The organism is Luteibacter mycovicinus (genome assembly GCF_000745235.1).
GTDB classification, from domain to species: Bacteria; Pseudomonadota; Gammaproteobacteria; order Xanthomonadales; family Rhodanobacteraceae; genus Luteibacter; species Luteibacter mycovicinus.
In genome coordinates this window covers 4,519,537-4,545,108 of sequence record NZ_JQNL01000001.1, presented here as the reverse complement: position 1 = coordinate 4,545,108, position 25,572 = coordinate 4,519,537, and the positions used below count along the sequence as shown (strand labels likewise).

Here is a 25,572-nt window from a genome sequence, read left to right as displayed (position 1 = left end):
ATGCCGATCCTGTTCGTCCTCCCGGAGTTTCCCAAGTATTCGGAAACCTTCGTCATCGACCAGATCGTCGGCCTGCTCGACCGCGGCTTCGACGTGCGCATCCTGGCGATCAGCCGGGGACCGCAGCCCGCACCCGGTGACATCGTCGCCACGCGGGGGTTGATGGAACGGACGACGTTCATCTTCGATCACTCCGCCAGCGCGTCGAAGCACTGGCAGATCCTGCTGCGCCGCTTGCGTCAGGTGCTTCCCGGACTGCCGAGCGCGCGCGTGCGCAAGGCGCTTTCCGTACGACTCTATGGCCACGCGGCGAAGAGCCTCGTCCTGGCCGGTGCCGTGCGCCGGATCAGGGAGCCGCTGAAGGCAAAGGCGATCATCGCCCACTTCGGTCCCACCGGCGTCCTGGCAGCCAACCTGCGCGCCCTCGGTCTGATCGAGGGTCCGATCCACACGGTGTTTCACGGCTTCGACCTTTCGCAGCACAGCGTGCTTGCCCGCCATGCCGACGATTACCGTCGCCTGTTCGCGCAGGGCGAGCGGATGTTGCCGATCAGCACGCGCTGGAGTCGCAAGCTTCAGGCGATGGGCTGCGCGCCGGAAAAGATTCAGGTGCACCGGATGGGCGTGGATCTGGAGAGCTTTCGTTACGTGTCCCCGGGCGATGTGTCGTCGGCCGGAACCCGCCCGCTGCGCGTGGTCAGCGTCGCCCGTCTCGTCGAGAAAAAGGGCGTGCTCTACCTGTGCCAGGCCGTAGCCGAACTGGCCAGGCGCGGCGTACCCGTCGAACTGAACGTGATCGGCGACGGCCCCCTTCAGCCGACCCTGGAGCGTTTCGTCGCCGATGAAGGCATGGGCGAGCACATCCATATCCTGGGCCGGCGCGACAAGAGCTTCGTACAGACCGCCTTGCGCGATGCCGACATCTTCGCCCTGCCCAGCGTCACCGCGACCGACGGCGATCAGGAGGGCATCCCCGTCTCGCTGATGGAAGCCATGGCCAGTGGCGTGCCTTGTCTGTCCACGGTGCACAGCGGCATTCCCGAACTGATCGAAGACGGCTATTCCGGGTGGCTGGTTCCGGAGCGCGACGCCGGAGCGCTGGCAGACAAGCTGGCGCGCATTCAGAACGGCGACTACGACCTCCCGGCCATCGCACGCCACGCACGTGAAACGGTGGAAGCCCGGTTCAACCAGAGCCGTCTGCACGACCAGCTCGCCGCGCAGCTGGCCCTGGAGGACTGACGATGGCCTCCGCCAAACGCGACGCCATCTGGACCGCCGGGTCGACCGTCATCAGCGCAGCCAGCCAGCTGTTGCAGATCGCGGTGCTGGCTCATCACGTCGACGCACGCATGCTCGGTGCGCTGGCGATCGTCAACGTGGTCAATGCGATCGCCACGTTGCTGCAGGACATGGGCCTGAGCAGCTACCTCATCCACCGCCAGAACATCAACCGTGAAGAGCGCACCTCGCTTTTCATGATCAGCGTGGGTCTCGGTCTCGTCTCGGCCGCCGTGCTCTTCTTCGTGTCCTACGCCGTGGCGTACTTCTATCAGTCCGAGGTCCTCGGCCAGCTGATGCGTCTGTCGACGATCAACTTCGTGCTGCTGGGGGTGGCCGCGCAGTATCAGGCCAGCCTGATCAAGGCCTTCCAGCTGCCGAGACTGGCCCGCATCGAAGTGATCGGACGCCTCTCGGGTCTGGCCACCCTGCTGATCATGGTGCTGGTCTTCCATGCGTCCATCGAAGCCGCCGTGTACGCCATGATCGTCAACAGCCTCGTCCGGCTGGGCTGCTTCCTGGCCGTGTCGGAGCCTGACTGGCACCCGGGTCGCGGGTTCGACCGGGGCATCATGCGGGAGGCGTTCCGCTATGGCGCCTTCCAGCTCGGGTCGCAGGTGATCAACCAGCTGCGCAGTCAGGCCGACCAGATCATCCTGGGCAAGTTTCTCGGCCTGGCGTCGCTCGGCGTGTATTCGCTTGCAAAGGAACTGGTCCTGCAGCCGACCAAGCTGATCATGCCGGTGGCGGGCCGTCTGGCGTTGCCGCGACTGGCGACCCTGCAGCACGATCCCGAAGCGCTGCGTCGCATCTACCTCGTCGGCCTGCGCGGTGTGGCGATCTTCAGCGCGGTGGTCTTCATCATGCTTGCCGTGTTCGCGCCACCGGCGGTGTCGATCCTGTACGGCCATCGCTACGACGGCGTGGCCCAGCTCATTCCGCTGATGCTGCTGTTCGGCATGCTGCGCCCGCTGGGCTCCCTGATCGGCGCCCTGAGCCAGAGCCAGGGCCGGTCGGACATCGAGTTCGGCTGGAACCTGAAGATCTGCGGCATCACGCTGGCGGTGAGCCTCGCCGGCGCGGCGTCCCGGTCGCTGGAAATCATGGCGGTGGCGCTGGCCATCAGCCAGATCCTGGCCACCGTGTTTTCGTATTACTTCTTCTCGTCGAAACTGATCCGGATCACCGCACGCGAGTTCTTCAACGCGTGGACGATCGAGAGCTTCGTACCCTATGCGTTTCTCATGCTGGCGGTCTTGGTTTACCCGGGCGATGGCTGGATGGCCAGCGCGGTGCGCTTCGCCATCGCCACGCCGCCGCTGGTGTGGGTGATCTGGCGTAGCCGGCACACCTTGCTGGACAAACAGATCCAGGCGGTGAGCGCATGAGTACGACGACCGATGCAATGCAGACGAGGAGCGATGACGCCATGGCGCTGGTGAGCGTTTACATTCCTACCCGCAATCGTTCGGCGCTGCTTCGCCGGGCCGTCGACTCGGTGCTGGCCCAGAGCTACCCCGAGATCGAGATTCTGATTTGTGACGAGGCCTCAACCGACGATACGGCCGAGGTCGTCGCCGACTACATTCAGCGCTACCCCGGCAAGTTCACCTATCTTCGCAACGAGACGCCGCAGGGCGCCTGCCGCGCGCGTAACCGGTGCATGGAGCAGGCTTCCGGCACCTATGTCACCGGACTGGACGACGACGACCTGTTTCATCCGCAGCGGATCGAATGCCTGGTCGACCTGTACCGGCGCAACAAGGTGTCGTTCGTCTGCAGCCGGTTCCGCTATTTCCAGAGCGACGCCCAGATCGCGGCGCTGCGCGATCGTCAGTACAGCCAGGCGGAACTGGGTAAGGTCGAGCCGATCACGCTGTCCGCCCTGCTCTACGCCAATCTCGCCGGCAACCAGGTTCTGACCGAGTTGTCGCGCATGCGCGAACTCGGCGGTTTCGACGAAGCGATGCCCTCATGGCAGGACTACGACATGTGGATCCGCCTGGCCGAGCGTTTCGGTCCCGCGCTGCGCACACGTCAGCTGCTGTCGTTCGTCGACGATGACAGGTCGCGCGCCCGAATTCGCAACTCGACCAAGCGCGCCGAGGGCAGCGAGCGTTTCATCGCCAAGCACACCCGGCTGATGAGCGCCGATCAACGGCGTAACCACCGGAACATCCAGTACGTCATGAACAAGCAGCGACCGCCCTTGGGCGACATCGCCCGGAACATCTCCGTCGGCGGCTACAAGTCGACGCTGAAAGTGTTGCTGCACAAGTTCTTCGGCGTGGCGATCGGCTGACCGGCATGGCATTGGCGATCAACAAGACGCGCGGCGCCGCCATCGTATTGCTGGCGATGCTGTTCGTGCAGATTCCGCTGGGGCACAGCACCACCAGCAAATCGCACGTCAACGTCTACCACCTCCTGTTGCTGCTCATGCCCGTGCTGTACATCCCGGCGGCACGCTACCTCAAGCTCAACCCGGCCACGGCGTTTATCGCCACGATGACGGCGACGGCTATCGCCGCCTCCGCGACCTATGGCGGCGGCGTCCGTTCCACGCTGATCCTGTTCGTGGCGGCGTCGTATTTCCTCGGCGTGGTCTTCGGGCGCAAGCTGCACGATATCGAGCTGCGCAAGATCTTTATCTGGATGCTGGGCTGCTGCCTGACCTTCGTCATCCTTCGCGATCTGGTCTACGCCGGCAGCCTGGGCGCGGTCTATGCGCGTACCGAGGGCGCGTCGAGCATCCTGTACATGTCGACCGGTGGCCGCAACATCGAGGCAAGCCTGCTTGCCCTGCTTTCCATTCTGTTGCTTGGCACCCGTGTTTATCCGATCGCGGCGGGCATCGCGCTGCTGACCAGCGGCATGATGCTGTCGCGAGCGGGGCTGGTGGGTGCCGCCGTGTCGATCGGCATCGCCTGCTGGCGTGCACGCAAATCCCGCCACTATTACTTCTTCAACTTCTTCGGCATCGCGATGGGCGTGCTGCTCGTCGGCCTGGTGCTGTCGTCGGTGATCGACATCCCCGTGCTGGACCGCTTCAACCTCAACGCCGAGACCCAGCTCGCGCACAAGAACGTCGGCCGCCTGGCGCTGTGGACCACTGCGGGCACCGCCCTGCACCAGAACATTCTGGGTTACGGCGTCGGCAACGGCGTGCCGGTGATGGAGCAGCTGTCCGGCCTCACCTTCGTCGAAAACAACGTCCACAATATCTATCTCCAGTTCCTTCTGGAAGGCGGCGTGCAGTCGTTGCTGCTCTTCCTGCTGATGGCGGCACAGATCCTGTTCACGCGTACGGAGGGCCAGCAGCGCAACATCAAGTTCTTCCTGCTTTGCTACCTGATGCTGGCCTTCATCGAGTTCAGCGGTTACGAGGCCTACTTCTGGTTTTTCGTCGGCATGTTCTACGCCCGCCACGACCTGCGCAAGATTCGCCTGCGTGAGGAAGCGAAGGAGCGGATGAAGATCCGCGCCAACGTACTGAAGCATCGCGACACCCTGCCCGCTCCGGATCCGAACCATGCTTGATGATTTTCGCGCCGACGTACGCCGCCTGAAGTCGCTGCCCGGCTACCGTGGCCTGGTCTGGTGGATGCTCGACCAGTCGTTCTGGGTGATCCTGACCTATCGCCTGATCTCCGGCACCCGGGGCACGGTGTTGCACACGCCGTTCCGCGTCTTCGAGAAGATCGCGGAATTCATGTTCAAGTGCTATGTGCCGACCACCGCGACGATCGGTCCGGGGCTGGTGATCTACCACGCCTTCGGCATCATCATCAACGGCAAGAGCACCATCGGGTCCAACTGCACGATCTACGCGCGCGTATGCCTTGGCAACCGTTTCCCCGGCGACGGTACGCCCACCATCGGCAACAACGTGACCATCGGCACGGGGGCCTGCATCTTTGGGCCCGTGGCCATCCCCGATAACTACGTGGTGAAGGCCAACGCGGTCATCACCCCATCGTCCTTCACCCCGCCCAACGTTGGAGCACCGTCATGAGCGAGGCCGATGTGCGCCTGTCGATCATCATCATCACCTGGAACGAACTCGGGAACCTGGAGCGCTGCCTCCACTCCCTGATGGACAAGGTGGATTTCAGCCGCGACGAAGTGATCGTCGTGGACAACGGCTCACGCGATGGCAGCGCCGAATTCGTGGCCACGCTGCCCCAGATCCGTTATTTTCCGCTCGACAGCAATTACGGCGTCGGCCCCGCACGTAACCGGGGCCTGTTCCTCGCGCGCGGCAAGTACTGCATGACGCTGGATAACGACACGATCTTCCTGACCAGCGATCCGGGCACCATCGTCGACGAATTCTTCCAGTCGCACCCCGATGCGGGCGTGGTCGGTTTCGAACTGCTGAATGTGGACCGCACCCGGCAGGACTCCACCCGCCGCTTCCCGCGTTTCTATCAGCCCATCGCGGCGCGTATCGCGGCCACCCGTAAGCTCGGCTTCGTGCAGCGCGAACTGGACCGCCACCTGATGGTGGACACCACCTTCGACGACAGCAACGATCCGCTCGAAGTCGACTACGTCCTCGGCGCCAACCAGACGTTCACCAAGAAGGTCGCCGCCTTGCTGATGGGTTATGACGACCGGATCTTCTTCGGTCCGGAAGACGCAGAGTTCTGCGTGCGCACCCGCAAGCTGGGCCTGCGCAACTACTACAGCCGGAAGATCTCCGTCGTGCACGACTACAAGCGTCGAACACGTAAGTTCTCCCGCCTCACCATCAAGCACCTCGCCGGCTTCGCCTACATGCTGAAAAAGCACGGCGGCGTGTACCGCTACTCGCTGAGCGAGCGCCGCTGATACCGGAGACGTCACCATGCACCGTCGCAGTTTTCTTCGTCAGTCCGTATGGGCCGCAGGCGCGATCGCCGTTCTGCCCCTGACCTCGCTTCGCGCCGCCGGCGCGGGCACCGGTAAGACGTACTACGTGGATGGCGGCGGGGGTAACGACGGACACGACGGGAGCAGCGCCACGCGGGCCTGGCGTAGCCTCGACCGACTGAACAAAACCCGCTTCGGGCCGGGCGACCGCATCCTGTTCAGGCGTGGGAGTGACTACCCGGGAGCGTTTCTGCCGAAGGGCTCCGGTAGTGCGAACGCGCCCGTGGTCGTCGATGCCTATGGCGAGGGAGCGCTGCCGCATCTGCATGCGGACGGTGGCGCCCCGTCGACCTTGCGCCTCCAGAACGTCGAGTACTGGACAGTGCGCAATCTGGAGATTTCGAACAAGGGACCGCAGATGGCACCGCGGCGCACGGCGGTGCACCTCTATCACGAGGACTTCGGCATCGCCCACGGCATCGTCCTGCAAGGTCTGCACATCCACGATGTGAACGGCACGCCGGTCAAGAAGGACGGCGGTGGCAGCGCGATCCTCGTCCAGGCAAAGACGAAAGACAAGCCCACGCGCTACCAGGACCTGTCCATCACCGACAACACGATCGAGCGCACTGCACGGGACGGCATCCTGTTCCTCGGCGCCGGCAGCCGCAAGGCCGGGCTGGCCACGGGTGTGGTGGTGCGCGGTAATCGCATCAGCGGCGTCCCCGGCGACTGCATTCTGGTGAAAGGCTGCGACGGCGCGCTGGTAGAGCGCAACACGGTGAGTCGGTGTGGCGCCCTTCCCCGTGGTGAAGCGGCCGCGGGCATCTGGCCGTTCGACAGCGACAACACGCTGATCCAGTACAACGAAGTCAGCGACCATAAGGCGTATGCCGACGGCCAGGCGTACGACGCGGACTTCAACTGCCGTGGCACGGTGATCCAGTACAACTACAGCCACGACAATATCGGTGGCATGGCGCTGGTCTGCAACGATGGCCGCAACGCGTCCGACGTCGGCAACACCGGTACGATCGTGCGTTTCAACGTCAGCATCAACGATGCCCTGCGCAAGACCGACAGCGCGTCACTGAGGATCTCGGGCCCCGTGGCGGGCAGCCAGATCTACAACAACATCATCATCATTCCCGAAAAGCCGATCGCCGGCGCCGAAGTCACCGTCTTCAAGGCGACCAGCTGGAAAGGGGTGCCCGACGACACGGCGATCCATGACAACATCGTGGTGTCGCCGCAAGCCCCGGGCATCGACATGAGCAAAGCCACGCAGACGAAGCTCGGCGACAATGCCGTCTTTGCGGACAGGGATGTCACGGCGTCGGCCAGCCAGCTCCGCACCGCGCGTGCCGACACGGGTATGCTCGCGCGCTTCCGGGAGCACCGGCCCTCGCTTGCCCAGGTCAATGCGCTGGTCAAGGCCTGTTTCGCCAACGGCAAGCCGGTACCCAATGCGCTGGAGCTGATCGGCAAGCTGACCGGCTAGGGTCAGGTCCGCGGTACGGTGGCCCGGTCCGGCGCGGGTGCGCGGCGGGCCGCCAGCCGCTGGATGAGGCGCTTTCCGAGCGCCTGACCCGGCACCTCGACGAGGTGATAGGTGATCGTGGCTAGCACCACCGTCCCCGCCAGAGCGACGACGACCGTGGCGCCGAAATACATGTCCGGACTCAGGTGATCGCCGGCATGCACCCTCGCTAGCAGCTTGCGGGCCACCTGCAGCATGAAGAAATGCACCAGGTAACCGCTGAAGCTGATCTTCCCTATATGCCTCATCGGCACGGTTACCAGCCAGCGATACGGCTGACGGTAGAGGCACAGCGTGATCAGGCCGAAAGCCAGGCCGTACAGAAAGACGGCCCGCGGATCGTCGGTCAGCTGCGGAACGACCAGCAGGGTCAGGACGCCCAGCGCGAACAGCGCCGCATTGGCGCACCGATTCCCCTCGTGGAAGAACCTCGTCAGTGCGCCGGTTTGCCCGAACAGGATGAAGTAGGCGCAGATGCCGCACAGGAAGATCGGCAGCTGGTTGGGCAGCCAGACAAAGACAAATCGCTCCCAGAGGTCGCCGTCGGCGATCGGCGGATGGGCGACGAGCGCGGGCCAGGTCAGAACATCGATGAGCAGGATGACGCAAAGCGCGGCGAAGGCTTTGGGGAAATCGCGAAGCGCAAGAAATACCAGCGGGAAGACGATGTAGAACGACATCTCCACGCCAATCGACCAGCCGCCGGGGACCACATCGTTCGCGCCCAGAAGCCACGCGGGGTTCCATCCGTTAATGAAGCCGAGCGTACCCAACAGCGTTCCCGGCGGCGGCAGCGCCTGACCTTTCATGACCACCGGTGCCAGACAGTAAACGCCGAATGCGATGTAAAACATCGGTGCGATACGGAAAAAACGGCGGATGTAGAAGTTCAGCCACTCATGCGACTCGCCGCCACGCTTGCCGGCGGACAGGAACAACGTGAGCGCGCTGACCACGAAGAACAGCTGCACTCCCCGCGCGCCCTGGGCGGCATAGCGACTCAGCCATCCCGACATGCTCGCCTGGTGCCCCATGGCCTGGTACATCTCGACATTGCGCTGCGCATGGCTCAGCAGCACACCGATAATGGCGACACCACGCAGGGCATCGATGAAATCAAGCTGTACCTTGGGCCGCGCCTGCATCAGCCGAAGCCGGGGTCGAGATGCCAGCGCCACGCGCTGGCGAGGATGTCGTCGAGGCGCGTAATGCGTGGCTCCCACCCTAGCTCGAGCCGCGCCAGTTCACTGGATGCGACCAGGGTCGCCGGATCGCCGGCGCGACGTGGCGCGATCTCGTGCGGCACCGGCTTGCCGGTTACGCGCTCGGCCGCGGCGATGACCTCCCGTACGCTGAAGCCTTCGCCATTGCCCAGGTTGAAGCGGAATGCGCCTTCATGGGTGGCAAGGTAATCGATGGCGAGCAAATGAGCCGACGCCAGGTCGTTGACGTGAACGTAGTCACGGACACAGGTCCCGTCGCGGGTGTCATAGTCGTCGCCGAACACCTTCAGCGCCGCGCCCTGCCCCAGCACCGCCTTCAGGACGTTGGGAATCAGATGGGTCTCGGGATCGTGCGCCTCGCCGATGGAACCGTCGGGATCCGCACCGGCCGCGTTGAAATAGCGCAACGCGACCGACCTCAGTCCGTACGCGCGGGCCGCATCCTCGAGCACGTGCTCGATCATCAGCTTGCTCTGGCCGTACGGGTTGATCGGCGCCGTGGCGTGACCCTCGTCGATGTGCTCCGCGTGGGGATTGCCGAATACCGCCGCCGTCGACGAGAACACCAACCGCTGGACGCCCGCCTCGTTCATGGCGGAAAGAAGGACCAGCGTATTGGCCACGTTGTTCCGGTAGTAGGCGTACGGATCGACCACCGACTCGCCCACCAGCGACCGCGCGCAGAAGTGAATCACCGCATCGAAACGATGCGTCGCGAAGACGCGAGCCAGCCGCGCCGCATCGCCGATATCGCCATGGGCGAATGTCACGCCCCTCGGGACCGCCTGACGGTGGCCTGTCGACAGATTGTCGTAGACCACCACCTCATGCTGGTTGGCCAGCAGGTAACGCACCATATGCGAGCCCACATAGCCCGCACCGCCACAGATCAGAAGCTTCAAGCGATATTCCCGGTTTTCGTGGATGAAGTGCTGGCTCAGCGCGACTCTTCGACCGCGGCCGAGGGTGTCGGCAGCGCCGCGTTTCCGGGTGACGGGGAGGCGCTGCCGCCCTCGCTATGCACAAACCCCTTGAAGATCGTGAGGAAGATGATGCGAAGATCGAACGCGACCGACCAGTGGTTGATGTAATAAAGGTCGTGCTCGATGCGCTTGACCAGATCGGTGTCGCCACGCCAGCCGTTGATCTGCGCCCAGCCGGTGATGCCGGCCTTGACCATGTGCTTGTGCATGTAGCCCGCGATCTCGCCCTTGAACTTCTCGACGAACATCGGACGCTCGGGGCGCGGACCCACGATGGACATGTCGCCGCGGAGCACGTTGAGGAACTGCGGGAGCTCGTCCAGGCTGGTGCCGCGAATGAAGCGGCCGAAGCGGGTGACCGTCTTGGCCGACGCATTGCCCCACTGCACGGCCTTGTTCTTCTCCATGTCCACAGGCATCGAGCGGAACTTCAGCATTTCGAACTCTTTGCCGTCCAGGCCAACACGACGCTGGCGATACAGGACGGGACCGGGACTGGACAGCTTGACGCCGATCGCAAGCGCGACCATCAGCGGCGAGATCATCAGCAGGATCGCGCCGGCGATCAGGCGGTCCTCGATGTCCTTGAGCAGCCAGGCATTGCCCAGTAGCGGGCTCTCGCGCAGCGTGACGAGCGGCACGCCCGCCACGTCTTCCATACGGTGATTGATCAACTGACGGCCCAGCATGTCCGGCACGAACTTCACCGTCATGACGTGCTGGTCCATACGATCGAGCACGTAGTTGATCGCGCGGTTGGCGCTGACCGGCAGCGCGACGAGAACCTGGTCCCACTCTCCCGACGCCAGCACTTTGTCCAGGTCCAGCAACGCACCTGCCAGCGGCACGCCACCTGGCACGCCGTTGTCGTAACTCGTGCGCACGTAAGCGGTGATCTTCATGCCGAGTGCCGGGCTGGACTCGACCTGGTCGATCATGTGCAGTCCGGAATCGGTCGCACCGATCAACAGGCACCGACTGATGCCCACCCCGCGCTCGCGAAGGCGGTGCGTGGCGCGATGGGCGACGACTCGCACCAGCGCCATGAATGACAGACCCAATATAAACGTCAGCGACACCCAGCCACGCGAATACAAATCGCTGACTTTGAGCAGATAGCCGAGCGCGATGAGCGCAGCAAAGGCGACAGACCACGATGCTGCGATGCGGCAATATTGCCCGACGGGACGTTCACCGATGGGCTGATCATAAACACGGAATGCGGCCGACGCGCTGAGCGTCGACAACAACAGTATAACGAGCGCCACTGAATAGACGCTGTTCATCGCTACCGTGTCGAATCGGACGTAGTAGGCCAGGAAACCGGCCGATACTGCGCAGATAGGATCGCTCGCACGGAGCTCTAGATCCACTAACGCATTGAATTTGGTCAGTTGCATGACAGGTACCTTCTTCCGACGCGACAATGCCGTGGTTAACGGCCTGCCCAGGTACGTGCCCCCTGTGGAACCGGGTTGTCCTGTCCGGGGACGCCCAACGGCCCAACACGTTTCAGATGGACTCCGGCATTCCGCCGGAATCCGTCATTCAACACTTCTCAGTGTGAGTCTTTCGACAACTCATGCTGCACCGCCAGAAAATTGGCGGCAATCCAACATATCCTAATTTGCGGCTCGCGTCACAAAAAGAATCGCCCCATTCTGTCGTTCAGCTGATTGCCTTGCACTTAACATCGATATGGCAGTGAATGGATCCCGCGTTTGCGCGAATAAACCGCGTTCATGAATGTCTGCAACGCGTGTACGCATCGATTCACCCACTGGAGATGACGACCATGAGACGTCTGCTTTTTGCTTGCGCGATTCTTGCCGTTGCGGCTCCGATCTGGGCCCAGAGTCAACGTGCCACAACCCAGCCCGGCACGCCTGAGAACCCGCAAAACAACGGCCAACAGCCCCGCGTGGCCAATCCGAACCAGGCACGTCAGGCATCGAAGGGGTCGCTCGCACCGGCCCGTGTCGGACCAGGCACCGCAGCGATGGCGGCTGCTACCGGAGCAACGGCCAACAACACCAGCGGCACCGGAAATGACGGTACGGGTGGCACCGGGGGTACGGGTGGCACGGGTGGAACCGGAGGCACCGGCGGCACGGGAGGCACGCGCTGAGCGGGCATCGACTCAGGTTCTGGACGTCTAAATGTCCATTCACGTTCCCGAGCCATTAATGCTCGATCGGTTTAAGTGGGGCGTTAAGCAATCGCCGCCTGGCGCTCCGACTGAAGGATCCCGTACACGATGAAGTTCCTGCCGATTCTCGGTCTGGCCGGGTGCCTGCTATTGAATGCATGCGTCCTGGCACCCGGCCAGCACATGAAGACCGGTGAGTTGAACGACAAGGAAAGCGCGACCGGAAGCCGCTACCAGCTCGTTCCGATCACGCCCAAGCTGATCGCGATGGATCGCGCCACCGCCACCGGGCGGGGCGTCGACCCCAGTCTCATCTCCTACCAGCCGGATCCCTATCGCATCGGTCCGGGAGATTCGCTGTACATCACGATCTGGGAGCACCCGGAACTCACCTCCCCCGCCGGTTCACAGCAGCAGACGGGTGCCAATGGACGACTCGTGCGGCCCGACGGCACGCTCTTTTATCCCTATGTCGGCTTGATCAACGCCGGTGGCATGACGGTGGAAGAGCTTCGCCAGGCCATCACGGACCGCCTGACGAAGTACATCGAGAAGCCCCAGGTCGACATCAGCATCATCAGCTACGCCAGCCAGCGGGTCACACTGGGCGGTGCCTTCGTCAGGACCGATCCACAGAACATCACCGTGACACCGCTCACGCTCGCTCAGGCGGTCGGGACGGCAGGCGTCAATGCCCAGCTGGCCGATCTGTCGGATGTCGTGCTCCGGCGCGACAACCGGGAATACCACATCGACCTGGACGCGCTGTCGCGCTCCCGCGACGGCGGCAAGGACATCTATCTGAAAGGCGGCGACAGCGTTTACCTGCCTTACAACGACCGTCACGAGGCATACGTGATCGGTGAAGTGCTGAGGCCGCAGGCGATTTCCTTCAAGACCAGCGACCTCACTCTCACCCAGGCCCTGGGCCGCACGGGCGGTCTCAGCCAGACCAGCGCGAACGGCAAGTCGGTCTATGTCATCCGTGGCGTCGAAGACATGGAGAAGGCGCCGGCAACGATTTTTCAGCTGGACAACACCTCCCCGGCGTCCTTCGCCGTCGCGTCGCAGTTCTCAGTCAAACCGGGCGACGTCATTTTCGTCGGACCCGCTGGAATTACGCGCTGGAACCGCTTCATCAGCCAGCTGCTGCCGCTCTCGGGCCTTATCAGCAATGCCGCCACGACGCAATACAACCTGGATCGCGACAGCCAGCTCTAGCTCTGATCGCGTTCCGCTTCACTTTTACGAGCTAAACAGGCGACATCGATGAAGGTCACTATTTTCGGCACCGGTTACGTGGGACTGGTCACCGGTGCTTGCCTTGCGGAAATGGGCAATCACGTGGTGTGCGTGGATGTCGACGAGGCCAAGGTGGAAGGGCTTCGCAACGGCGTCATTCCGATCTACGAGCCCGGCCTCGAGCCGATCGTCAAGCGTAACTATGCTTCCGGGCAGCTCGATTTCACGACCGATCCGGAACCCGCTATCGCGCACGGCGAGCTGATTTTCATCGCGGTGGGTACGCCACCCGATGAGGATGGCAGCGCCGATATGAAGTACGTCCTGAGCGTTGCCCGCACCATCGGCAAGCATATCGATGGCTACGCGGTGGTCGTGAACAAATCCACCGTACCCGTGGGTACGGCTGACCGCGTGAGGACCACGATCGCCGAAGTCCTCGGAGAGCGCGGTGCGAAGGTCGACTTCGACGTGGTCTCCAACCCGGAGTTCCTGAAGGAAGGCGATGCGGTCGAAGACTGCCTGCGCCCGGACCGCATCGTGGTCGGCTCGTCCAGCGAGCGCGCCGTGGCGCGCCTGCGCAAGCTGTACGCGCCGTTCAACCGCAACCATGACCGCATGGTCGTTATGGATGAGCGCTCCGCGGAGCTGACCAAGTACGCGGCCAACGCGATGCTCGCGACCAAGATCAGCTTCATGAACGAAATCGCGAACATCGCCGAGCGTGTCGGTGCCGACGTCGAACTGGTCCGCCAGGGCATCGGCGCGGATCCGCGTATCGGCTACCACTTCATCTATCCCGGTGCCGGTTATGGCGGCTCCTGCTTCCCCAAGGATGTACAGGCACTGGAGCGGATCGCTCGCGGTCACGGTTACGACGCGCGCCTGCTCAGCATGGTCGAAGCGGTGAATGCCGACCAGAAAACCCGGCTGTTCGCGCAGATCCAGCGTCACTTCGACGGTGACGTCAAAGGCAAGACCGTCGCCTTGTGGGGTCTGGCGTTCAAACCCAATACCGATGACATGCGCGAAGCGCCGAGCCGCCGCCTGATCGAGGCCCTGTGGGAAGCGGGCGCAAACGTCCGCGCCTTCGACCCTGAGGCCAGGGAGGAAACCACGCGTATCTACGGCGATCGCGGCGACGATCTCGTGCTGTGCGACAGCGCATACGACGCGCTCAATGGGGCCGATGTGCTGGCACTGGTCACCGAGTGGAAAGCCTTCCGTAGTCCGGACTTCGCACGGATCAAGGCGGCACTGAAGACGCCGGCGATCTTCGATGGGCGCAATCTCTACGACCCTGTGACGGTCGAAGAAGCGGGTATCGCTTATTACGGCATCGGCCGCGGGCGTTCGCTGCAACGCTAAGGCGCTGAAGCAGGCTTCAGTGACATAAGAAAGCCGCGCCCTGAAAGGGGCGCGGCTTTTTTTGCAGCTGTAAGACCGGTCAGTCGCCGATCTTGTTGAGGTTCTTGTCGAACAGATCGCTGTCCAGATCGTTGGTCATCGTGTAAAGCGTGTAGCGCTTGTTGAGACGCGCTCCGCCATCGCGCTGCAAGGGCTCCCACAGCAACGTGGCCCGGTTGCGCGACGACCGCGGCAGCAGCATGTCGAACGGAATGGACACATAGATGCCCTTGTCGAAGCTGCCTTCGCCGTAGCCCGCGCTGCCCGACTTGTTGGTAATCGTGGCGTACGCGCCCATGCGTGCCCCATTGGCGAACTGGCGTGACACGTCGACCGTCGTACCCCAGTCGCCGGCAAGGTAACGGCCCACGCTCACGGCGAGCGTCACGTTATGGAATCCGGTATCGAGGTATCCGGTCGCCTGCCCCGTAATCACGTGGTAGCGGCGGAAGGAGAAATCCTGATCGAAACCGCGCGACTTGACCCAGTTCAGGTCCGCCCCGAAGGCCCAGTGCTGACCGAACGGACGGTACAAGACTTCGCCACCGGCGCCGCCGTACATGCTTTCGAGCATGCCCGCGTACGCCAGGCCGTAAAGGTCTTCGCCCAGCTTGTGCGTGCCCGTGACCTGGAAGTTCGGCATGGTGATATCCGAGCTGGTCAGATACTGCCGGACATTGGTGCGGACCCGTGGCAGATTGCTGGGCGCGTCGTACTTGAACTTGTCGTAGTTGTTGGCGATGTTGACCGCCAGCACCCCGTCCACCCACAGATTGCGCGTGATGTTGAACGTGCCTGACGCGGTGCCGTAGATCTGGTACAGAACGAAAGCGTCGGGACCACCGAGGTTCTGCTGATAGCCGAGCGAGGTCCCGCCGGAGAAGCGCTTGAGCGGCGCCCGGTAGAGCACCTCCTCTTCCTGCGCGGTCACCGGGTCCTGCTCCACGCTGCGACGGAACGTCTGCAGGTCGATGCGGTTGTCCAGCAGCTCGATGAACTTAGGACGATGGACGCTGGTGTCCACCGTGGCCAGGCCATTGCGTTCGGACCTTACGGTCAGCCAGTCGATGCTGCCGTCGACGCGGTTATCGATGATGCGCGTCGCGCGGCCGACGCCCTCGGCGTTATAGAAAAAGCGATCCTGCTGGCCATGGATGACCAGCTCCGAGCCGCGACGACCGATGCTGCTGACGTTGATGCCTGCGTTGTCGTTGAGGGTCCTGGCCACTTCGCGCCAGTCGACCTGATCGGGGGTACGTCGCGAACGAGCCGACGAGTCCGCCGTAAGGTTGCCCCCGCCTTCAGCGCCCGGTGACACGGCTCCCGAGGGTGGCGGCGTCGCTTCCGGAGATGCCGAATCGGCCGTTCCCCTCATCGCCCTGTCACCGGTCGCTTCCGGAGGAGCCGCCACGGGCGTGCTCTCGAACGCCACGGCCTCCGGCTTCGGATCGTTCAGTTTGGGCGGATCGACATGCGTCGCCAGATTGCTGTGCAGGTTGATCGCGGCGGTCGCCACCTTGCCGCGCTCGTAGCCGAGCGTCAGGTCGACATTGCGGTTGACCCGGAATACGGCGCCCAGATTGATCGGCCACCGTTGCGGCTGATTGTTGCTCTGCGGCTGATGTTTGTAGTCGTTGCCATCGAGTTCGGCCTTGAGGACCAGCCAGTCCCACGGCGATCGGTACTCGACGCCTCCGAAGAAACCTGGACGCCCACGCAGGAACTTGTTGATGCTCAGCGCACCCGTCGCACCGGAACCGCTGCTCGGCCGCGTACTGAACTTGTCGCTGATGATATTCAGCGGGTTGGCGATATCGCCGCGGTTGCCGATGTAGCCCCAGGCCAGACCCAGGCTGAAATCGAATGGCCCTGCCCGCTTGCTGGTGACGATGTATTCGCTCGAGAACAGGCCGGTACCGCCGATGTCGCGCGCGCCGACCGCCACGGCGGGAAGCCAGCGGCTTTCCTCCCACAGGCGGATCTTGGCGTCGATCGACTTGTCCTTGTACGTCTGGCTACCGCTGAGGTAAGCCGGCCCATACGGCCGGTTACTTACGTTGGTATAGCGGAACGACCCTTCCAGCCAGGGTAGCGGCTGCATGGATACGTTGTAATTCGTATAGGGCGTCGTACGGCTCAGGACGAAGCTGAACTCGCCTTCCTGCGCCATGCGTGCCGTGGGCGACTGCAGGAGGCCCACGCCACCGAAGTCGCTCTGCGTATAGGTTTCCTGCGCGAGCACGCACGTCGCTCCGCCCGCCCAGAGGGCAAGGCCGGCGCAGCAGCCATGCAGCGCGACCCGCCGCGTGACGCGCCGTCGACGTCGAGGCGCCCGCATTAGCGCGCGCCCTCGTCGTTCAACAACTGCGTGGCGAGAAACGCGGCAATGTCATGGTTGAAGTCATCGTCGGCGGCGCCGGCGATGGCCTTGTTATCGAACGGCACGTAGATCCAGGCCCCCGGCGCCAGTACCCTTGGCGCATCGCGATTCCACAAGGCGATGTTCTGCTGGAATACCGCGCCGTCGGGCTGCACGACGAAAATCATATTGGGATCGGCAGCTTTTGAAACGGGACAATCCTTCAGGTAGTCGCGGGCGTCACGGAAGCCGACCTGGGGCAAGCGGCAGGTTTCATTCACCGCGCCGACCACGCGGATGTCCCGCGGACGCGTCGGGTAGAAAAGGCGATCGCCGTCATGCACCGGCCAGTTGTCGGCCGGCGTGACCTCGAGGCGGAACGGATCCAGAGCGGACAGGGTCCGGCGACCCGTCACCGGCAACCGGGCGAACCAGCGCTGGAAAGCGGCCGCGCCGATCGACAGATCCTCCTGCCCCTTCGCCATGGCCTGACGACGGATGGCACCCAGTTCATACTCCAGACCCGCGCGCAGGCGCAGCTGATCCCGCTGCAGGGCGGGCTGAAGCCACGCGGCGCCGAGCAGATAGGCATCCGGAGAGACGCCTGCCGCCAGTGCCGGGGCCGACAGGCGGGCTCCAGCCGGATAGACGTCCGAACCCGGTCGGGCCACGGCGCCGTCGACGGTCACGGTCACACCGGTCTGCGCGAACGACGGCCCGGCCATGGCCACGAGCAGCGAAAACAGCGCGATGCCCCTCACGCGGCGGGCTCGCGATACGGTCGCAGCTGGATCAGCTCCAGCGGGTAATCCGGGGCCACGTACTGGCGGCTCTTCCAGATGAAACCGTCCGCCGGGTCGACCCAGTAGCGATTGTCGAAGTGCACGCCCTGCGCGGTCAGCGACTCGTCCACACGTCTCAGACGATGCACCTTGCCCAGGATTTCGACGTCTTCCAGCCCTTTCGGCTCGAGCTGCGCCCGAAGGATGACGCCATACCGGTAATCCGGCGACCAGTCCATCCGACGGGTATAGCTGACTGGCCCGCTGAGCCGCTGCAGGCCCTGATGAAAGGGGTTTTCGCCCGGGAAGGCCGATGCGTCCAGGTTCTGGGGAAGGCCGACGGTACGGGCGATCACGCCGTCTCGCGTGAAGACGATATCGTGGTTGCCGCCGTACCAGCCGAGCTCGCCCTGCTCCGTCTTCGCCAGGATCAGAATCGCCTGGCCGGCGGGAGAATTCGCTTGCAACTGAAAATACGGCGAGGCCGCCACCGACTCGGGGGTGGCATCCACTTTGTCTCCCTGAAACGCGAGACGCACACTCTCGACACTGCCAAGCGACACCGTCGAGCAACCGGCGAGCAACGCCAGCACCAGTGCGAACCCAGCGGGGAACAGAAAACTTAGCGCGACGCGGGCGCGTTGTGTCTCAGGCCAAGCCAAAATCAGTGATGGGTCCGTTAAGTAAATGTCGAGCCCCGGCGTCGTGGCAAACGGGGCGATGCGAGGACAACACTGACAGTGGATCTACCCTACGAACACTACATGACCGATGCGGACTGAAAACTGACTGACGTCACGACGCGCGCCTATAAGTACTTCAACCATCCGCTGACGGCACCATCGATCAGTTTGTATACATGTTCGAAGGCCGGGCGTTGTTGGCGGTAGGGGTCGGGAATGTCGGCTCCCGCGCCCCAGCGATCCAGCAGAAAGACCTTCCCGCTTACCTCAGGCGCCATCCGACCGATTTCCGCGATGTGTCGCTTCTCCATGGCAAGGATCAGATCGGATTGGCGCAGCAGTGCGTTATCGGCCTGCCGGGCGCGGTGAGCCGCGCCATCCACACCGTGTTCACGCAACAGCTCCAGCGAGGTCGCATCCATCGCGTGGCCAACGAGTGCGCCGAGGCCGGCGCTGCTCACCTGGGCGCGATGATCGCCACCGAGGCGATGCCGTAGCAGGTATTCCGCGGTGGGACTGCGGCAGATGTTGCCGACACAGACAATCAGTATCCGTTCGAACATAGGTGCTGCGATACTCCGGGTCGTAGACAGACATAAGCGATGAGCGCAACCGACATGATAGCGACACACGAGTGCATGGCATGACCCTGTGGCAAGCCATCACCAGTTTCGGCGACAGCGCACTACTGCTTCCCCTGATTGCATGGACCGGTATCTGCCTGCTGGTGCCGGCACCCCAGTGGCGGGATGTCCGGCGCTGGGGCTTCGCCGTCGCGACGGCGGGCGGCATCGTCTGCCTCTCCAAGCTGCTGTTCATGGCCTGGGGTATCGGACCGCCCGGACTCAACTACACCGGCTTCAGCGGTCATACGACGCTGGCGATACTGGTATGGCCCTCGCTGGGCGCCCTGCTCGCGCGGGACGGCAACGTCCGCATACGACGCACAGCGATCGCCGCGGGTTGCCTGATCGGGGCAGGCGTGGCCGTCTCGCGACTGGTACTGAAGGTGCACAGTCCCTCGGAAGTCTGGCTGGGCGCGCTGCTGGGAACCGCCGTCATGGCCTGGTTCGTACGCGGCGTTGAACCGACCCTCCACGAGTCGCGCTCCGACGCACGGCGGCGCATCCTCATCCTCGCGTTGGGCGCGGTGGCCATCTTCGTACTGTGCTATGGCCGCGTGTTTCCCTCTCAACATGTCCTCAAGGACGTCGCGCTCTGGCTCAGCGGCCACAGCGACGTTTTCACCCGCCGTATTCGCCTGGACTCTCCATGACCGCACCGAGGCCCTTTGAGAACAGCCTCTGGCTGCCCCGGCTGGTGGAGGCGCGCGCCGCCATGATTCAGTCGGCCGGTGACACCGCCCTGGCCGCCGACGAACTGCGGCGGTACCAGAAGTTCGCCAGGCCGGGACAGCCCTCGGCTCACATCGTCCAGCTGCGGCAAAGGCAGGCGGCGGCCCGGCAGGCGACGGCGCGAGCGAAGCAGGCCTTCCTGAAGGCTGCGATGGAGTTCACGCGTGAGGCGGAGCTCCTTCCGCCACCGCGCGTCACGCTCGAGGCCTTCGTACTGGACTGGCTGGATGCGCACCCCGACGCCACCCCCACGTCGACGCCATGACGCGTATCGACGGGGAAACGCGCGCCCATGCCCACGTCAACGTTGCGTTGCGCTTCCCACGGCCGCCTGCATCGCACGGTAGTCGCTTGGCGTCATACCGACAGTCGCCTTGAACTGGCGCGCAAACGCGCTCTGATCGACGAAGCCGCAGGCCATGCCGATCGACGCCACGTTATCGTCACCGCCAAGGAGACGCATGGCCGCTTCGATACGCAGCTTGGTCAGCACCTGCTGCGGTGTCAGCTGGAAGACGCGGCGGAAGTGCCGCTCGAGCTGCGCGACCGACAACCCTGCCAGCTCAGCCAGGGTGGGGATGCGCACCCCCTCGCCGTGGTGCTCCTGCATGTACGCAAGAACGCGTCGCAACCGTTCGTAAGTAGGATGCTTGCCGTCCGGCAGACCGAGATCGCGTGAGATGCCGATCACCCCGCGGATGTCGCCACGCGACGACACCAGCGGGCGCTTACAGGTGAGACACCACCCCGGCGCGCGGTTGCTGAAGATGTGCACCTCCAGCTGGTTCTCGATGACTTCGCCCGCCAGCACGCGCCGGTCCTGAGCCGCATACGACCCGCCCATCATCGCCGGAAACAATTCCGTGACTCCCCGGCCGATGATGTCGCCACGACGCTTCAGCCCCAGACGTCTCACGAGGGTCAGATTGGCATGCGTGTACCGCCCTTCGGTGTCTTTGACGAAGAACACGACGTCGGGCAACGCGTCGAAAAGCGGTTCGAGCTCATCGGCGGAAATCTTCATGGGCCTGGGGCTCCTCCGGGGCGGCAACGGCGACCTGTCGCGGCAATGAAAAGATGCCGCAACGCATCATAAAGCCGATAGAACCGGGAATTGCAAGCCTCGCAGCGTTTCCACCCCGTCGCTGGCGGCGGATCGGACGTTATGCCAAATTCCGCATCCGTCATCGGTAAAGCTTTCTATACGCAGACAGGCCGCCCCGGTGAGCATGGAGGCCATGCATCACATCGAATTCATCGACTCACACACTGGCGGCGAACCTACCCGGGTCGTCCTCTCCGGCTTTCCCAATCTGGGTGACGGCCCACTGGCCGGTCGCCGTCAGCTCATGCGCGAACGGTACGACGCCTGGCGGCAGGCGATCGCGTGCGAGCCGCGCGGCTCGGACACGATGGTAGGCGCGCTGCTGCTGGAACCGACCGACCCGTCGTCGTGCGCAGCGGTGATCTTTTTCAACAACGTCGGCTACCTCGGCATGTGCGGCCACGGCACCATCGGCCTCATACGCACACTGCAGCATCTCGGCCGCATCGCCCCCGGCCGGCATCGTCTCGAGACGCCGGTCGGCATCGTCGGTATCGAGCTGCTGGACGACGGACGCGTGTCGATCGACAACGTCGAGAGCTACCGGTATCGCCGTAACGTATCGGTGGACGTCGAAGGCCATGGCCCGGTCACGGGCGATGTCGCCTGGGGCGGCAACTGGTTTTTCATCACGAGCCAGTCTCCCCTGCCCCTCACGCTGGCCAACCAGCGGGCGCTGACCGCGTACACGGAAGCGATCCGCGCCGGTCTGGAACGCGACGGCATCACCGGCGCGAACGACGAAGAAATCGACCATATCGAGCTGAACGGGCCGGACGAGGAGAGCGGCGGCGACGGACGCAACTTCGTCCTCTGCCCCGGCATGGCCTACGACCGTTCGCCCTGCGGCACAGGCACCAGCGCCAAGGTCGCGTGCCTGGCCGCCGATGGCAAGCTCGATCCGGCTCAGGTGTGGCGCCAGGCCGGCATCCTCGGCAGCCTGTTCGAGGCGACTTACAAGCACGGCGAGCGCGGCGTTCTTCCGCGTATCACGGGCAGCGCGCACGTGACCATGCAGGGCACGATCCTGATCGACGAGGCCGACCCGCTGGCCTGGGGCATCGGCACCGCGTGAGCACGTACGATCTGATAGTCATCGGTGCCGGCATCGTCGGCGCCGCCTGCGCCGAGCAGGCCACCGCCGAGGGCCTCAAGGTCGCTATCGTCGAGCCCGCCACCGTCGGGGGCGGCGCCACCGCGGCCGCCATGGGTCACCTGGTGGCCATGGACGACGACCCGGCGGAATTCGCACTGTCGCGATATTCGCTCGGTCTGTGGGAAGCCTTCGCCGAACTGCCCGCCGCGGAGTTCAGCCGCTGCGGCACATTGTGGGTGGCCAGTAACGACGATGAACTGGCACGCATTCCCGACAAGCTGGCACGTCTGACCGACGCGGGCGTCGTCGCCGAAGCCGTGGACGCCGCCGGTCTGTACGAACTCGAGCCGATGCTCGCCGCCGGCCTGCGCGGCGGGCTGCTGATTCCGCGGGAAGCGGTGGTCTATCCACCGGCCGTCGCGCGGCATCTGGTCGACCTCGCGCTCGAACGTGGGGCCACGCTGCACCGGCAATACGCGTTCCGGCTGCAACCGGGTGGTGTCGTACTGCAGGACGGCGGCAAGCTGCACGGTCCGGTACTCGTCGCCACCGGATGCGCCTTGCCGCGACTGCTGCCACGACTGCCGATCCGCGCGCGGAAAGGTCACCTGGTGATTACCGAACGCTACGGGCAGCGAGTCAATCACCAGTTGCTTGAACTCGGCTATGCGGACAGCGCTCACGGTGCCGATGCGGCAAGCGTCGCGTTCAACGTGCAGCCGCGCCCGACCGGGCAGATCCTCATCGGCTCCTCCCGCGAATACGACGCGGCGGATGCGGACGTCTCGATGGATATGGTCCGGATGATGCTGCAGCGAAGCTTCCGGTTCCTTCCATGGTTGCGAGAGCTCGATGCGTTGCGCGTGTGGACGGGCTTCCGCCCCGTCAGTACCGACGGCTTACCGTACCTGGGCCGCGTACCTGGCATGGCCGACACCTGGGTCGCGGCCGGTCATGAGGGGCTGGGCGTCACCACGTCGCTTGGCAGCGCACGCTTGCTTATCGATCAGCTGCTCGGCCGACCGACGGCCATCGACGCCGCGCCTTACGATCCAGCGCGGGTGGCTTCATGACGGTGCGGGAAGCACGTCTCATCGTGGACGGCGTCATCAGGCGCGTACCGGCCAGCATCACGGTCGCCGCCGCCCTGCTCAGCCTCGACCTGCCGTTCCGCCGCTCCGTCAGCGGTCAACAACGTGCCGCCCTGTGCGGCATGGGTGTCTGCTTCGAATGCCGGGTGCGTATCGACGGCGTCGCGCAACAGCGCGCCTGCCAGGTCACGGTCCGCGATGGCATGACGGTAGACAGCGAATGAGCGACACCTTCGACATCGCCATCGTCGGTGCGGGTCCCGCGGGTCTTGCCGCGGCGGCCGCCGCAGCCACACACGGGCGGCGCGTCGTGCTCATCGACAGCCAGCCGAAGCCCGGCGGCCAGGTATGGCGTCACGACGTACGACACGGCTATCCCGCCATGGCCGATCGCAGCATCCGTGAGGCCTTGTCATCGCGCGGTGTGACCTGGCTGGCCGAGACGCAGGTCATCGCCACGGAAGCCAGCCATCTTCTGCTGCAGGATCCGCGACGCGGTTACCTGCTGCCGTACCGCTCGCTGATCATCGCGACGGGCGCACGCGAATTACTCATGCCTTTTCCGGGCTGGACGCTGCCGGGTGTGGTCGGGGCGGGTGGTTTGCAGGCCCTGGTCAAGCAAGGCTGGGCCCTGCGTGGACGACGTGTACTTATCGCCGGTAGCGGACCGCTGCTTCTTGCCGCCGCGGCGACGGCACGAAAGCACGGCGCCATCGTCACCGGCATTCATGAGCAGGCGTCGACCGGTGAGCTTCACCGCTTCGCCCGCAGCCTCTGGCGCTGGCCGGCGAAGCTCGCACAGGCCGCCGCCTTGCAGGTCTCGCTTCGCGGTATCGACTACCGCCACGGCAGCGTCGTGACCGAGGCCGTCGGCGAGCACGCCGTGTCGGCCGCACTGATCGAGCGCGCCGGGCATGTGCAACGCGTCGACTGCGACGTACTCGCGGTCGGCTTCGGTCTCGTCCCGGATCTGACGCTCGCCCGCCAGATCGGCTGCGCGACGCGCGCCGACACGCTTCATCCTCAGGTCGATGTCGATACCCATCAGCGCACCAGCCTCGACGATACGTTCGCCGCGGGCGAGAGCTGCGGTATCGGTGGCCGCGACTGCGCGCGTCTCGAAGGCCGGATCGCCGGGCTGGCCGCTGCCGGCGTCGCGATACCCGATGCGCTCCTGCGTCGACGCGATCACGCGCGGGCCTTCGCGACCCTGTTGCGCGAGCATTTCGGGTTGTCACCGCGCGTCCGTGAGCTCGCCCGCGACGACACCCTGATATGTCGCTGCGAAGACGTGTCCTTCGGTGCCGTCCGCGCCCATGGGGACCCTCGTAGCGCCAAGCTCGCCACGCGCTGCGGCATGGGCGCCTGCCAGGGCCGCGTATGCGGCGCGGCCATGACCGAGCTCGGTCTGGGTGCGCGCACCGATGCGCGCCCGCCCTTTTTCCCTGCCCGCCTGTCCACCCTGGGCGAGCCGGATTTTCCCAGTTCCCTTCCTGCATCGAGAGGCATCCAAGCATGAGCAACGCAACTTTCTGGCACGGCGTCCTTCCCGCCATCACCACGCCATTCAAGGCCGATGGCCAGGTCGACCACGAGTTTCTCGCCAAACATGCGCTGCAGATGATCGACGCCGGCTGCAAGGGCATCGTGCCGCTGGGCTCGCTCGGCGAAGCCGCCACGCTGAGCTACGACGAGAAGACGGCCATCCTGCGGACGCTGGTCAAGGCGCTCGACGGCCGCGCGCCCGTCATTCCGGGTATTGCCTCGCTCTCCACCGACGAAGCCGTACGGCTGGCGCAAGACGCCAGGGCCATCGGTTGTTCGGCCCTCATGGTGTTGCCGCCATACGTCTACTCCACGGACTGGCGGGAGATGAGCGCGCACGTGAAGGCCGTGATCGCCGCGACCGACCTCCCGTGCATGCTGTACAACAACCCGGTGGCGTACAAGACCGACTTCACGCCGGCGCAGATCGCCGAGCTGGCGGGTCAGTTCCCCAACCTGCAGGCCGTCAAGGAATCTTCCGCCGATGTGCGGCGCTTCGCCGCCATCCGTGCGCTCGCCGGCGATCGTCTCGAACTGCTTGTCGGCATGGACGACGCGCTGGTCGAAGGCGTCAGCATGGGTGCGGTCGGCTGGATCGCCGGCCTGGTCAATGCGTATCCGGCCGAATCGGTGAAGCTGTTCGAGCTGGCCCGCGATGGCGGTGCCAAGGCCGCGGAATCCCTGTATGCCTGGTTCCTCCCGCTTCTCCGCCTCGATACCGTGCCGACCTTCGTACAGCTGATCAAGCTGGTGCAGTCGCGCGTCGGCATGGGCAGCGAAACCGTGCGCGCGCCGCGCCTGCCGGTGGCCGGCGCCGAGCGCGACGCGGCGATGAAGGTGATCGACCACGCAATCGCCACCCGGCCGGGAGTCTGAT

At 64.4% G+C, this 25,572-nt stretch carries 25 protein-coding genes; 17 read left to right on the top strand and 8 right to left on the bottom strand.

Annotated features, from left to right (window positions below):
* From FA85_RS20290 to FA85_RS20260, 7 genes are read left to right on the top strand one after another with little or no spacing between them, the layout of a single operon-like run.
* Entirely contained in the window at positions 1 to 1,242 is a 1,242-nt protein-coding gene (locus FA85_RS20290; RefSeq protein ID WP_036113387.1) for a glycosyltransferase, read from the top strand.
* Between the two features lie 2 nt (positions 1,243 to 1,244).
* Positions 1,245 to 2,669: a lipopolysaccharide biosynthesis protein gene (locus tag FA85_RS20285; RefSeq protein ID WP_051943674.1), complete on the top strand. Its 1,425-nt coding sequence runs from the start codon at positions 1,245 to 1,247 to the stop codon at positions 2,667 to 2,669.
* Entirely contained in the window at positions 2,666 to 3,583 is a 918-nt protein-coding gene (locus FA85_RS21245; RefSeq protein ID WP_051943676.1) for a glycosyltransferase family 2 protein, read from the top strand. The genes FA85_RS20285 and FA85_RS21245 overlap by 4 nt, the downstream gene beginning before the upstream one ends.
* Before the next feature lie 5 nt (positions 3,584 to 3,588).
* A complete protein-coding gene (locus FA85_RS20275; protein WP_036113390.1) occupies positions 3,589 to 4,821 on the top strand; it encodes an O-antigen ligase family protein in 1,233 nt (410 codons plus the stop codon).
* Positions 4,814 to 5,296 (top strand): serine O-acetyltransferase, encoded by a 483-nt coding sequence (locus FA85_RS21240; RefSeq protein WP_051943678.1) that lies wholly within the window; start codon positions 4,814 to 4,816, stop codon positions 5,294 to 5,296. Before FA85_RS20275 ends, FA85_RS21240 begins: the two co-directional genes overlap by 8 nt.
* Positions 5,293 to 6,114, top strand: coding sequence for a glycosyltransferase family 2 protein (locus FA85_RS20265; RefSeq protein ID WP_036113393.1), 822 nt, complete (start codon positions 5,293 to 5,295; stop codon positions 6,112 to 6,114). Before FA85_RS21240 ends, FA85_RS20265 begins: the two co-directional genes overlap by 4 nt.
* Before the next feature lie 16 nt (positions 6,115 to 6,130).
* Complete coding sequence (locus tag FA85_RS20260; protein WP_051943681.1) at positions 6,131 to 7,636, top strand: right-handed parallel beta-helix repeat-containing protein; 1,506 nt, start codon at positions 6,131 to 6,133, stop codon at positions 7,634 to 7,636.
* Positions 7,637 to 7,638: 2 nt separating this feature from the next.
* Here the strand turns inward: FA85_RS20260 and FA85_RS20255 are convergent, their stop codons facing one another.
* From FA85_RS20255 to FA85_RS20245, 3 genes are read right to left on the bottom strand one after another with little or no spacing between them, the layout of a single operon-like run.
* Positions 7,639 to 8,820, bottom strand: coding sequence for an acyltransferase family protein (locus FA85_RS20255; RefSeq protein WP_036113396.1), 1,182 nt, complete (start codon positions 8,818 to 8,820; stop codon positions 7,639 to 7,641).
* A complete protein-coding gene (galE, locus tag FA85_RS20250; RefSeq protein WP_036113399.1) occupies positions 8,820 to 9,800 on the bottom strand; it encodes a UDP-glucose 4-epimerase GalE in 981 nt (326 codons plus the stop codon). The genes FA85_RS20255 and galE overlap by 1 nt, the downstream gene beginning before the upstream one ends.
* 35 nt (positions 9,801 to 9,835) lie before the next feature.
* A complete protein-coding gene (locus FA85_RS20245) occupies positions 9,836 to 11,281 on the bottom strand; it encodes an undecaprenyl-phosphate glucose phosphotransferase (protein ID WP_051943683.1) in 1,446 nt (481 codons plus the stop codon).
* 395 nt (positions 11,282 to 11,676) lie between these two features.
* Between FA85_RS20245 and FA85_RS22255 the strand changes: the two genes are divergently transcribed.
* The 3 genes from FA85_RS22255 to FA85_RS20230 all read left to right on the top strand — a co-directional run bounded on the left by FA85_RS22255 (position 11,677) and on the right by FA85_RS20230 (position 14,640).
* Positions 11,677 to 12,009 carry a hypothetical protein gene (locus FA85_RS22255; protein WP_197056615.1) on the top strand — a complete coding sequence of 111 codons (333 nt, stop codon included), beginning with the start codon at positions 11,677 to 11,679 and terminating at the stop codon, positions 12,007 to 12,009.
* Positions 12,010 to 12,138: 129 nt separating this feature from the next.
* Positions 12,139 to 13,251, top strand: a complete 1,113-nt coding sequence (locus FA85_RS20235; RefSeq protein WP_036113405.1) for a polysaccharide biosynthesis/export family protein — start codon at positions 12,139 to 12,141, stop codon at positions 13,249 to 13,251.
* Between the two features lie 48 nt (positions 13,252 to 13,299).
* On the top strand, positions 13,300 to 14,640 hold the full coding sequence (locus tag FA85_RS20230) for a UDP-glucose dehydrogenase family protein (RefSeq protein WP_036113408.1): 1,341 nt from the start codon (positions 13,300 to 13,302) through the stop codon (positions 14,638 to 14,640).
* Between the two features lie 79 nt (positions 14,641 to 14,719).
* On the opposite strand, the gene FA85_RS20225 is transcribed toward FA85_RS20230, so the two are convergent.
* The 4 genes from FA85_RS20225 to FA85_RS20210 form a co-directional block, all read right to left on the bottom strand.
* On the bottom strand, positions 14,720 to 16,921 hold the full coding sequence (locus FA85_RS20225) for a YjbH domain-containing protein (RefSeq protein ID WP_343122855.1): 2,202 nt from the start codon (positions 16,919 to 16,921) through the stop codon (positions 14,720 to 14,722).
* A gap of 95 nt (positions 16,922 to 17,016) precedes the next feature.
* Positions 17,017 to 17,799 (bottom strand): capsule biosynthesis GfcC family protein, encoded by a 783-nt coding sequence (locus FA85_RS20220; RefSeq protein WP_036113412.1) that lies wholly within the window; start codon positions 17,797 to 17,799, stop codon positions 17,017 to 17,019.
* On the bottom strand, positions 17,796 to 18,413 hold the full coding sequence (locus tag FA85_RS20215; protein WP_036113414.1) for a YjbF family lipoprotein: 618 nt from the start codon (positions 18,411 to 18,413) through the stop codon (positions 17,796 to 17,798). The genes FA85_RS20220 and FA85_RS20215 overlap by 4 nt, the downstream gene beginning before the upstream one ends.
* A gap of 215 nt (positions 18,414 to 18,628) precedes the next feature.
* A complete protein-coding gene (locus tag FA85_RS20210) occupies positions 18,629 to 19,066 on the bottom strand; it encodes a low molecular weight protein-tyrosine-phosphatase (RefSeq protein WP_036113418.1) in 438 nt (145 codons plus the stop codon).
* Between the two features lie 80 nt (positions 19,067 to 19,146).
* On the opposite strand from FA85_RS20210, the gene FA85_RS20205 reads away from it, so the two are divergent.
* Positions 19,147 to 19,779, top strand: a complete 633-nt coding sequence (locus tag FA85_RS20205; RefSeq protein ID WP_036113422.1) for a phosphatase PAP2 family protein — start codon at positions 19,147 to 19,149, stop codon at positions 19,777 to 19,779.
* The gene (locus FA85_RS20200; protein WP_051943685.1) at positions 19,776 to 20,123 is read left to right on the top strand and encodes a hypothetical protein; all 348 of its coding nucleotides are present in this window, start codon (positions 19,776 to 19,778) and stop codon (positions 20,121 to 20,123) included. The genes FA85_RS20205 and FA85_RS20200 overlap by 4 nt, the downstream gene beginning before the upstream one ends.
* Positions 20,124 to 20,159: 36 nt before the next feature.
* Here the strand turns inward: FA85_RS20200 and FA85_RS20195 are convergent, their stop codons facing one another.
* On the bottom strand, positions 20,160 to 20,882 hold the full coding sequence (locus tag FA85_RS20195; protein WP_036113425.1) for an AraC family transcriptional regulator: 723 nt from the start codon (positions 20,880 to 20,882) through the stop codon (positions 20,160 to 20,162).
* A 214-nt stretch (positions 20,883 to 21,096) separates the two neighbouring features.
* Between FA85_RS20195 and FA85_RS20190 the strand changes: the two genes are divergently transcribed.
* Genes FA85_RS20190 through FA85_RS20170 form a run of 5 tightly spaced genes read left to right on the top strand, consistent with a single transcriptional unit; the run spans position 21,097 to position 25,571 of the window.
* The gene (locus FA85_RS20190; protein ID WP_036113428.1) at positions 21,097 to 22,038 is read left to right on the top strand and encodes a 4-hydroxyproline epimerase; all 942 of its coding nucleotides are present in this window, start codon (positions 21,097 to 21,099) and stop codon (positions 22,036 to 22,038) included.
* Positions 22,035 to 23,132: an NAD(P)/FAD-dependent oxidoreductase gene (locus FA85_RS20185; protein ID WP_036113431.1), complete on the top strand. Its 1,098-nt coding sequence runs from the start codon at positions 22,035 to 22,037 to the stop codon at positions 23,130 to 23,132. Before FA85_RS20190 ends, FA85_RS20185 begins: the two co-directional genes overlap by 4 nt.
* On the top strand, positions 23,129 to 23,374 hold the full coding sequence (locus FA85_RS20180; protein ID WP_036113434.1) for a (2Fe-2S)-binding protein: 246 nt from the start codon (positions 23,129 to 23,131) through the stop codon (positions 23,372 to 23,374). Before FA85_RS20185 ends, FA85_RS20180 begins: the two co-directional genes overlap by 4 nt.
* A complete protein-coding gene (locus FA85_RS20175) occupies positions 23,371 to 24,669 on the top strand; it encodes an NAD(P)/FAD-dependent oxidoreductase (protein ID WP_036113436.1) in 1,299 nt (432 codons plus the stop codon). Before FA85_RS20180 ends, FA85_RS20175 begins: the two co-directional genes overlap by 4 nt.
* Entirely contained in the window at positions 24,666 to 25,571 is a 906-nt protein-coding gene (locus FA85_RS20170; RefSeq protein ID WP_036113440.1) for a dihydrodipicolinate synthase family protein, read from the top strand. The genes FA85_RS20175 and FA85_RS20170 overlap by 4 nt, the downstream gene beginning before the upstream one ends.
* The last annotated feature ends 1 nt before the right edge of the window (position 25,572 follow it).

Bases quoted from the DNA above. Each gene is read 5' to 3' on its own strand.
- FA85_RS20290 (WP_036113387.1), top strand. From the start codon at position 1: ATGCCGATCCTGTTCGTCCTCCCGGAGTTTCCCAAGTATTCGGAAACC.
- FA85_RS20285 (WP_051943674.1), top strand. From the start codon at position 1,245: ATGGCCTCCGCCAAACGCGACGCCATCTGGACCGCCGGGTCGACCGTC.
- FA85_RS21245 (WP_051943676.1), top strand. From the start codon at position 2,666: ATGAGTACGACGACCGATGCAATGCAGACGAGGAGCGATGACGCCATG.
- FA85_RS20275 (WP_036113390.1), top strand. From the start codon at position 3,589: ATGGCATTGGCGATCAACAAGACGCGCGGCGCCGCCATCGTATTGCTG.
- FA85_RS21240 (WP_051943678.1), top strand. From the start codon at position 4,814: ATGCTTGATGATTTTCGCGCCGACGTACGCCGCCTGAAGTCGCTGCCC.
- FA85_RS20265 (WP_036113393.1), top strand. From the start codon at position 5,293: ATGAGCGAGGCCGATGTGCGCCTGTCGATCATCATCATCACCTGGAAC.
- FA85_RS20260 (WP_051943681.1), top strand. From the start codon at position 6,131: ATGCACCGTCGCAGTTTTCTTCGTCAGTCCGTATGGGCCGCAGGCGCG.
- FA85_RS20255 (WP_036113396.1), bottom strand. From the start codon at position 8,820: ATGCAGGCGCGGCCCAAGGTACAGCTTGATTTCATCGATGCCCTGCGT.
- FA85_RS20245 (WP_051943683.1), bottom strand. From the start codon at position 11,281: ATGCAACTGACCAAATTCAATGCGTTAGTGGATCTAGAGCTCCGTGCG.
- FA85_RS22255 (WP_197056615.1), top strand. From the start codon at position 11,677: ATGAGACGTCTGCTTTTTGCTTGCGCGATTCTTGCCGTTGCGGCTCCG.
- FA85_RS20235 (WP_036113405.1), top strand. From the start codon at position 12,139: ATGAAGTTCCTGCCGATTCTCGGTCTGGCCGGGTGCCTGCTATTGAAT.
- FA85_RS20230 (WP_036113408.1), top strand. From the start codon at position 13,300: ATGAAGGTCACTATTTTCGGCACCGGTTACGTGGGACTGGTCACCGGT.
- FA85_RS20210 (WP_036113418.1), bottom strand. From the start codon at position 19,066: ATGTTCGAACGGATACTGATTGTCTGTGTCGGCAACATCTGCCGCAGT.
- FA85_RS20205 (WP_036113422.1), top strand. From the start codon at position 19,147: ATGACCCTGTGGCAAGCCATCACCAGTTTCGGCGACAGCGCACTACTG.
- FA85_RS20200 (WP_051943685.1), top strand. From the start codon at position 19,776: ATGACCGCACCGAGGCCCTTTGAGAACAGCCTCTGGCTGCCCCGGCTG.
- FA85_RS20195 (WP_036113425.1), bottom strand. From the start codon at position 20,882: ATGAAGATTTCCGCCGATGAGCTCGAACCGCTTTTCGACGCGTTGCCC.
- FA85_RS20190 (WP_036113428.1), top strand. From the start codon at position 21,097: ATGCATCACATCGAATTCATCGACTCACACACTGGCGGCGAACCTACC.
- FA85_RS20180 (WP_036113434.1), top strand. From the start codon at position 23,129: ATGACGGTGCGGGAAGCACGTCTCATCGTGGACGGCGTCATCAGGCGC.
- FA85_RS20175 (WP_036113436.1), top strand. From the start codon at position 23,371: ATGAGCGACACCTTCGACATCGCCATCGTCGGTGCGGGTCCCGCGGGT.
- FA85_RS20170 (WP_036113440.1), top strand. From the start codon at position 24,666: ATGAGCAACGCAACTTTCTGGCACGGCGTCCTTCCCGCCATCACCACG.